This is a genomic window from Marinobacter sp. (assembly GCF_052094685.1).
In the GTDB taxonomy this organism is placed as follows: Bacteria; Pseudomonadota; Gammaproteobacteria; order Pseudomonadales; family Oleiphilaceae; genus Marinobacter.
In genome coordinates this window covers 1-7081 of sequence record NZ_JBQDKB010000139.1, presented here as the reverse complement: position 1 = coordinate 7081, position 7081 = coordinate 1, and the positions used below count along the sequence as shown (strand labels likewise).

Sequence of the window (7081 nt, the reverse complement as noted above, 5' to 3'; positions counted from 1 at the left end):
TGCCCCGATTATCTCATGTCGATACTGCTTGGTTAAGTCCGACAGGCTGCTAGGCCTCTCGGCAGCCTCTGTGGCCCATCGCTTGGGCACCCCCCTGAATACCATGACACTGCTCCTTGATGAGATCCGTTCGGCCTTTCCAGAGCCAGATTTGGCTGAGGACCTAAGTTTGATGGAGAAGCAGCTCACTCTTTGTGGCCAGCACCTACAGCACCTTTCCAGCGCAGCAATACAGGCAAAAAATGCACAACTGGAAAGCCTCCCAGTTCAGAATTGGGTGGCACGGATAAGAGAGTCAGCAACACTGCTTTGGCCAGCCGCACCCATCGAATGGTCGGCAGCGGTTCCAGATTGCCAGGTTGCGGTGGATGCCACCCTGGACCAAGCCATTTTGAACCTTCTTGCCAACGCGCTAACCGCCAGCCCTTCTTGGGTGGCCGTTAGTGTGCGCTGCGCAGAACACAACCGAATTGAGATGGTGGTAGAAGACCAAGGTGATGGGCTGGAGGATGCCTTCCAAAATACCCTTGGTGAACAGGTTGTGGGTTCGGAAAATGGCCTAGGTGTTGGCCTGTTCCTTTCTAATGCAACCATTCAGCGTTTGGGCGGTATCCTGAAAGCTCGCGTTGACCAGCGGGGCACAACCATGATCATCGATTTACCGGCCGCGGCAGCAGATAACGGAGGTAACAGATGAGCACTCGAGATGGCTGGCTACTTATAGACGATGACACGTCCTTTTTGGAGGTACTTCAACGTGCTTTGAATCGCCAGGGAATTGGAACCATCGGCGCCCACTCCCATGCTGAGGCGCTGCATGCCCTCGACGAACATTCGTTTCACAAATGTGTTCTAGACCTGAACCTTGCAGGTGAAAGCGGCCTGCAGCTCATGCCTGAACTTCTTGCTCGGCAGCCTTCTCTGGAAATTGTGGTACTGACTGGCTATGGCAGCATTGCCACGGCGGTTGAAGCCATGCGCCGTGGTGCCGTCAATTACTTGTGCAAACCGGTTACGGTTCAACAGCTAATTAGCGGCTTTGCAGCCTTGGCAGTAAGCCCAGATCTGCGCCCAGAGCCTCCATCGGTGGAAGAAATGGAGTGGGAACACATTCAACGGGTACTGAATGAGCATGAAGGAAATGTGTCCGCCACAGCCAGAGCTCTGCATATGCACCGGCGAACCTTGCAACGAAAGCTGCAGAAGCATTCCCGCTGGCGCAATTAACGGATCAATCAAAAAGTTGATATCTATCAATAAGCACTTTTTGCGGCCAGCGTACGCTGCGCGAATCCAAGCACTGAAGTGCCCCCAGGAGAATTACGAACACACAATGCCCTCCCTCCAAACCGACCTAAAGCGCCTTTCACTGGTCGCCAGTGCCACCCGCAATATGGTTCTGATTCTTGACGACACAGGTGCTGTCCAGTGGGCCAATCCGAGTTTTGAAGAGTGTACCGGCTACCAGTTACCGGACATTTTCGGGAAGCGCCCGAAAGACCTACTCAACGGCCCAGCCACAAATCCGGAAGCCGTGAGGCGTATTACCAAAAGCCTGCACCGGGCAGAACCGTTCGAAGAAGATGTTCTACTCTATACCCGTTCCGGCATGCCTTTTTGGGTTCACCTCTATTGTGTTCCGATCGGTGAGGGCCAGGGCGTAGCGCCAGGCTTCATCTCCATCATGAACAACATTTCGGATCGCAAGCACAGCGAGCGCGGCCTCCGTATTGCTGCCAGTGTGTTTGACCGAAGCGATGAAGCCATCATCATTTCGGACAAGCAAAACCGCATACTGGATGTAAACCCGGCGTTCTCACGCATCACCGGTTACAGTCGGAATGACGTCTTGGGCCTCAACCCTTCCATTCTCAGCTCTGGCCGGCACTCTCCGGCCTACTATCGTTCCATGTGGCAGAGCATTGAAGGGAGCGATCACTGGCGGGGTGAAATCTGGAATCGTCGAAAAAACGGCGAAGAATTTATTGAGCTGCAGTCAATCAGCCGCGTGCACTTGGACGAGCCCGGAAATTACTACCATGTTGCCTCTTTCACAGACATTACAGAGCTTAAGAACCATGCCAAAGAGCTGGATCGTGCCGCCAACTATGATGATCTGACCGGCTTACCAAACCGCCAATTGCTGGAAGATCGCCTAAAAAGCGCGCGGGCTCACGCGGATCGCCAACAAACACACTTATCGGTGTGTTACGTGGATTTGGACGGTTTCAAGGCAATTAATGATCGATTTGGCCAAACGGCTGGCAACCAGATTTTGCGCATTCTGGCAGGGCGTCTTGCGCGTGCTTTGCGCAGCGGCGATACCGTTGCCCGGATTGGCGGCGACGAGTTTGGTGTGATCCTGCAAAGTGACCAACACGACTCGGTGTATGAGTGCATCTTATCCACCATCAACAAGCCCATTGAACTTGGCTCAGGCACTGGCAACGTCGCTGACACATTCACGCTTACGGCTAGCCTTGGCATAACCCGCTACCCCGCCGACAATGCAGATGCTGAGGGCCTAATTCGCCATGCGGATCAAGCCATGTACTCCGCCAAGGAGAAGGGCCGAAACCTACTGCACTTTTTTGATCCGCAGCTAAACGAGCATCGGCAAAAGCGGCGAGAACAGCTCACCGAAATCACTCGCGCACTGGAAAATGATGAGTTTGAACTTTATTTCCAGCCCCAGCTACGCCTGGCGCGCCAGCAACGTACTTGCTCGATGCCAGGAATTGGGGTTTCGTATTGCGCTGGATGATTTCGGGACAGGCTTTTCGTCACTGACCTATTTACAAACCCTACCGGTCGACTTGGTAAAGATTGATAAGAGCTTTGTGATCAACATGCTCAGCAAGCCAAGCGATCGGGCGATTGTAGAAAGTGTGATCTTTCTGAGCCAGAGGTTTTCTCACCCTATTCTGGCGGAAGGCGTTGAAACCATGGATCACGCCCGCGCCCTGCGGCAATTAGGCTGCGAGTATATTCAAGGCTATGGAGTTGCTCGCCCAATGCCTGCTAGCGATATACCAGAATGGTTGCAGGCGTGGAGCACGCAAGAGGGCACCTGCAGGGCATGCGAGCTGTAAATTGCCTAGCGATAGCGTCGCTGGTTCAGCGTTGTCAGCCGGTCGGGATGAAACACCATCAGGCCGGTGACAACGACGCCGTTCACAAAGCCCTCTGGAACCATGAACAATGGAAGGTACCGCAGGTAATCGTGAACCAGCTCTGAAAACTCGTACACGCCGCTAGCCCAAAGCATCAAACACATCATCAGGCCAGCAACAGCCACTGAAATGCCAGCCCCAAAAAAGCCACAGAAGAAAATGTAAGCGAAGAAATTACTGAAGTTTCGGTGCCTTTCCCAAAGCATTATACCCTGGGTAACAAGAGCCGGGATCATTACCGTTACCAGACCGTTGGCGGCAAACATCGTCACCGGTTCACGACCAGTTACCACCGTAAGAATCAAGGCCAGCAAGCCGGCGAACACCGCTAACCCCCAGCCCAGTATCTGTGTGACCGCCGTCATCCCAAAGATATGAATGGCAAGCCCAGGATAGATGCCCGCCCGCATTTGCCAGAGAAAACCCAACACCACGGCCGCGCCAAAAAAGGAATGTTGCAGCGCATTGTCGCAGCGCAGCGCGCGCCACCGTACTGAACGAGCCGCCTGTACCAGAATCAGCAGGAACAATGCGAGAGTTACCAGCCATTGCCCAGTTGATAGCAGATCATCGGTCATGCCCATAATAAATATCGCTTGCGGAAACTCAGAACAGATTACATGGTAACTATATAATCTGTCCCACAGCTAATGACCTAGGCGATCCGAAAGCGATATCAAAACAGCCCCCAAGTCACGCAGGTGCTTTAAGCGGCACCCGACTACTGGCAAGAGCCTGCCAGGCTTCATAGGTGCTGAGAAACACCTGCCCACCCAGATGCGACAGTAGCGCGGTGCTGTTCAGGCGATCCATAACCGGCCCTTTTACCTCCGAAAGATGCAACCGCACTCCAGCATCCTTCAGGCGTTCATTAATGGCTTCCAGACTTTGCAGTGCCGACGCATCCACCAAATTGACCGCCGGGCATACCAGCACCAGCTCTTTTAGCTCTGGCTCACCGCTTGCCAAGCCCATCACGGTTTCTTCAAGGAAGCGTGCATTGGCAAAATACAGGCTTTCATCCACCCGCAAAAAGGTAACCTTGGGGCACAGCTCCACATCGTGCCGAAGCACATTACGGAAGTGTTCCGTACCCGGAACCCGGCCAACCACTGCGCAATGGGGCCGGCTGGTGCGGTAGAGAAACAACCCTATGGAGAGTGCCACACCCGCAATAATACCGGCTTCCACACTGTGCGCCAGGGTGAGCAGAATGGTTACCAGCATGGCGCCAAAATCCGTTCGGGAATATCGCCAGGTGCGGCCCAGCGCGGGGAAATCGATCAGCGTAGCCACGGCAACAATAATGGTCGCTGCGAGAGTTGCCTGGGGTAAGTAGGCAATGGCGGGCGTTAAAAACAGTGTTGCCAGGGCAATTCCAACCGCCGTATATGCGCCGGCTGCTGGGGTTTCTGCGCCGGCATCAAAATTGACCACGGAGCGGGAGAAGCCACCGGTAACCGGCATGCCGCCTGAAAATCCAGCGCCAAGGTTGGCGGTGCCCAAACCGATCAGCTCCTGGTCTGGATCGATCCGCTGGCGACGTTTCGCCGCAAGGGTTTGGCCCACGGAAACCGACTCCACAAAACCGACCACACTGATCAGCAACGCGCTCACCGCAAGCTGCTGCCATAGCTCCCAATCCAGCGACGGCATTGTCAGTTTGGGCAACCCTGAAGGCACAACACCCACTAGCCGCACACCTTGGGTGTCCAACCGAAGTTGCCACGCGATCAATGTGGTTATCACCACCGCCAATATCGGCGCGGTTTTGGTCATGATATCCGCCGAGCGCGCGCCCACACCTAAACGAAGTAAAAGGGGCTTCAGGTGCTTTCGGGCGAAGACCAAAAAGGTCAGTGCACCGACACCGATCAACAGGGTCGGGGTATTGGTTTCACCGATCGACTGAAGCAACGACTGGCCAATCGTCAGAAGGTTCTGACCAGACGCCTGCACGCCAAAAATGTGCTTAAGCTGGCTGGCTGCAATCACAATACCCGAGGCCGTGATAAAACCGGAGATAACCGGGTGGCTTAGAAAATTGGCAAGAAACCCCAGCCGCAAAACACCCATCAGGGTGAGCATAATTCCCGACATAACCGTTAGCAGAACAGCGCCGACAACGTATTCGGTGCTTCCAGCCTCAGCCAACGGCGCCAGTGCCGCCGCGGTCATCAGAGAAGCTACCGCCACCGGGCCGACTGAAAGCGTGCGGCTGGTACCGAAGATGGCGTAAATCACCAGCGGCAGAATACTGGCGTACAACCCGACTTGCGGGGGCAGGCCGGCCAGCAATGCGTAGGCAAGGGATTGGGGAATCAACATCACGGTTACGATAACCGCAGCCACCAAATCGCCGGTGGCTTGGCTTCGACCGTATTGCGGCGCCCACTGTAGAACAGGAAAATAGCGTTTAACGTTCATCCCTCGCTCAGAACAAGTTGACCGGTATTTTCAAATACACTTGGCCATTATCATCTGCTGGTGGCATTTCCCCCGCCCGCATATTGACCTGCACAGACGGAAGAATCAGCTGGGGCATGCTGAGGGTAGCGTCGCGTTCCGTGCGCATCTGCACAAACTCGTCTTCGGTGATGCCATCGTGCACGTGAACATTGGCCTCACGCTGCTTCGCCACGGTAGTTTGGTGAGCGTATTCGTCTCGCCCAGGCGCTTTGTAGTCGTGACACAGGAAAATACGGGTTTGTGCAGGCAGCGACAGCACCTTGCGAATCGATTGGTACAGCACACGGGCATCGCCGCCTGGGAAGTCGCAGCGTGCAGTTCCAAAATCAGGCATGAACAGGGTATCGCCTACAAATGCGGCGTTACCAATCACATAAGTTAAGCACGCAGGGGTATGGCCAGGGGTGTGCATTACACGGCATTCAAGGCCACCAATGGCGAAGGCGTCGCCGTCACAAAAAAGGCGATCAAACTGGCTGCCATCACGGGCGAAATCTGTGCCGGCATTAAACACCTTGCCAAAAATTGCCTGAACATCCCGAATGTGGGCGCCAATACCGGTTTTGCCACCGAGTTTTTCGTGGAGATAAGGTGCCGCAGAGAGATGATCCGCGTGAACGTGTGTCTCTAGAACCCACTCAACGTTCAGGTCGTTTGCCCGAACGTATTCAACAATCTCGTCCGCCGAACGCACATCGGTGGCGCCTGCTGCGTAGTCAAAATCAAGAACTGAATCGAGAATGGCGCATGCCTGGCTGGCCGGATCACGAACCACATAACTGAAGGTATTGGTGGGTTCATCAAAAAAATGTTGAACCATCGGGTTGCTCACGGCATTCACCTCCGCCTGGATGGAGACTTAGATTTAATTCTAAGGATATACCAAAACGGAATATAAGGTGAAATTCTCTTTTCTTATATGCGCAACATCCCTGATGCATCAACAAGGCAATCCCGCCCTGCTTGCTTTGCCTCATAGAGCCGGTCATCCGCCAGCCGTATAAGTGGATCCGGCGTTGCAGGAATACTGCTTAGCTCCCCCATGGCGGCAACACCCACACTGACTGTAAGCGGCACAACACAGCCTTCAAAAACAAAATCGTGATCACGTACTGAAAGGATAATCCGGTTCACTGTGCGCCGGACATCTGCCTGGCTCACATCACTGAAGGCGACCACAAACTCTTCCCCACCAAACCGTGCCACCACATCAGCATCTCGGGTCTGCTCCAGAAGAATGTTCGCAAACTCACGCAAGCAAAAGTCTCCCCCCAGGTGGCCGATGGAATCATTGATATGCTTGAACCGGTCAAGATCAAACATCGCCAGCGTGAAGCGCTCTCCATAACGGGTTGAGCGGCTCAGCATTTCGTTCAATCTGGGCATCAGGTATCGGCGGTTATGCAAGCTGGTTAATGGGTCACTAATGGACTGGCTAA

8 protein-coding genes are annotated in these 7081 nt (G+C 54.3%); 4 read left to right on the top strand and 4 right to left on the bottom strand.

Going from position 1 to position 7081, the window contains the following annotated elements; translation table 11 throughout:
• The 4 genes from ACTH3S_RS17385 to ACTH3S_RS17370 all read left to right on the top strand — a co-directional run.
• A partial coding sequence (locus ACTH3S_RS17385) for a sensor histidine kinase (RefSeq protein ID WP_441810272.1) occupies window positions 1-697 on the top strand: 697 nt, incomplete at its 5' end.
• The gene (locus ACTH3S_RS17380) at window positions 694-1227 is read left to right on the top strand and encodes a response regulator transcription factor (protein WP_441810271.1); all 534 of its coding nucleotides are present in this window, start codon (window positions 694-696) and stop codon (window positions 1225-1227) included. The genes ACTH3S_RS17385 and ACTH3S_RS17380, both read left to right, overlap by 4 nt.
• Window positions 1228-1333: 106 nt before the next feature.
• On the top strand, window positions 1334-2764 hold the full coding sequence (locus ACTH3S_RS17375; protein WP_441810270.1) for a diguanylate cyclase domain-containing protein: 1431 nt from the start codon (window positions 1334-1336) through the stop codon (window positions 2762-2764).
• Window positions 2739-3092 (top strand): EAL domain-containing protein, encoded by a 354-nt coding sequence (locus ACTH3S_RS17370; RefSeq protein ID WP_441810269.1) that lies wholly within the window; start codon window positions 2739-2741, stop codon window positions 3090-3092. The genes ACTH3S_RS17375 and ACTH3S_RS17370 overlap by 26 nt, the downstream gene beginning before the upstream one ends.
• A 5-nt stretch (window positions 3093-3097) precedes the next feature.
• Here ACTH3S_RS17370 and ACTH3S_RS17365 read toward each other — a convergent pair whose 3' ends face one another.
• From ACTH3S_RS17365 to ACTH3S_RS17350, 4 genes are all read right to left on the bottom strand, one after another.
• A complete protein-coding gene (locus ACTH3S_RS17365) occupies window positions 3098-3757 on the bottom strand; it encodes an energy-coupling factor ABC transporter permease (protein WP_441810268.1) in 660 nt (219 codons plus the stop codon).
• 109 nt (window positions 3758-3866) lie between these two features.
• A complete protein-coding gene (locus ACTH3S_RS17360) occupies window positions 3867-5600 on the bottom strand; it encodes a SulP family inorganic anion transporter (RefSeq protein ID WP_441810267.1) in 1734 nt (577 codons plus the stop codon).
• Between the two features lie 7 nt (window positions 5601-5607).
• The gene (locus tag ACTH3S_RS17355; RefSeq protein ID WP_441810273.1) at window positions 5608-6462 is read right to left on the bottom strand and encodes an MBL fold metallo-hydrolase; all 855 of its coding nucleotides are present in this window, start codon (window positions 6460-6462) and stop codon (window positions 5608-5610) included.
• 95 nt (window positions 6463-6557) lie between these two features.
• On the bottom strand, window positions 6558-7081 hold a 524-nt coding region (locus ACTH3S_RS17350; protein WP_441810266.1), incomplete at its 5' end, for a GGDEF domain-containing protein.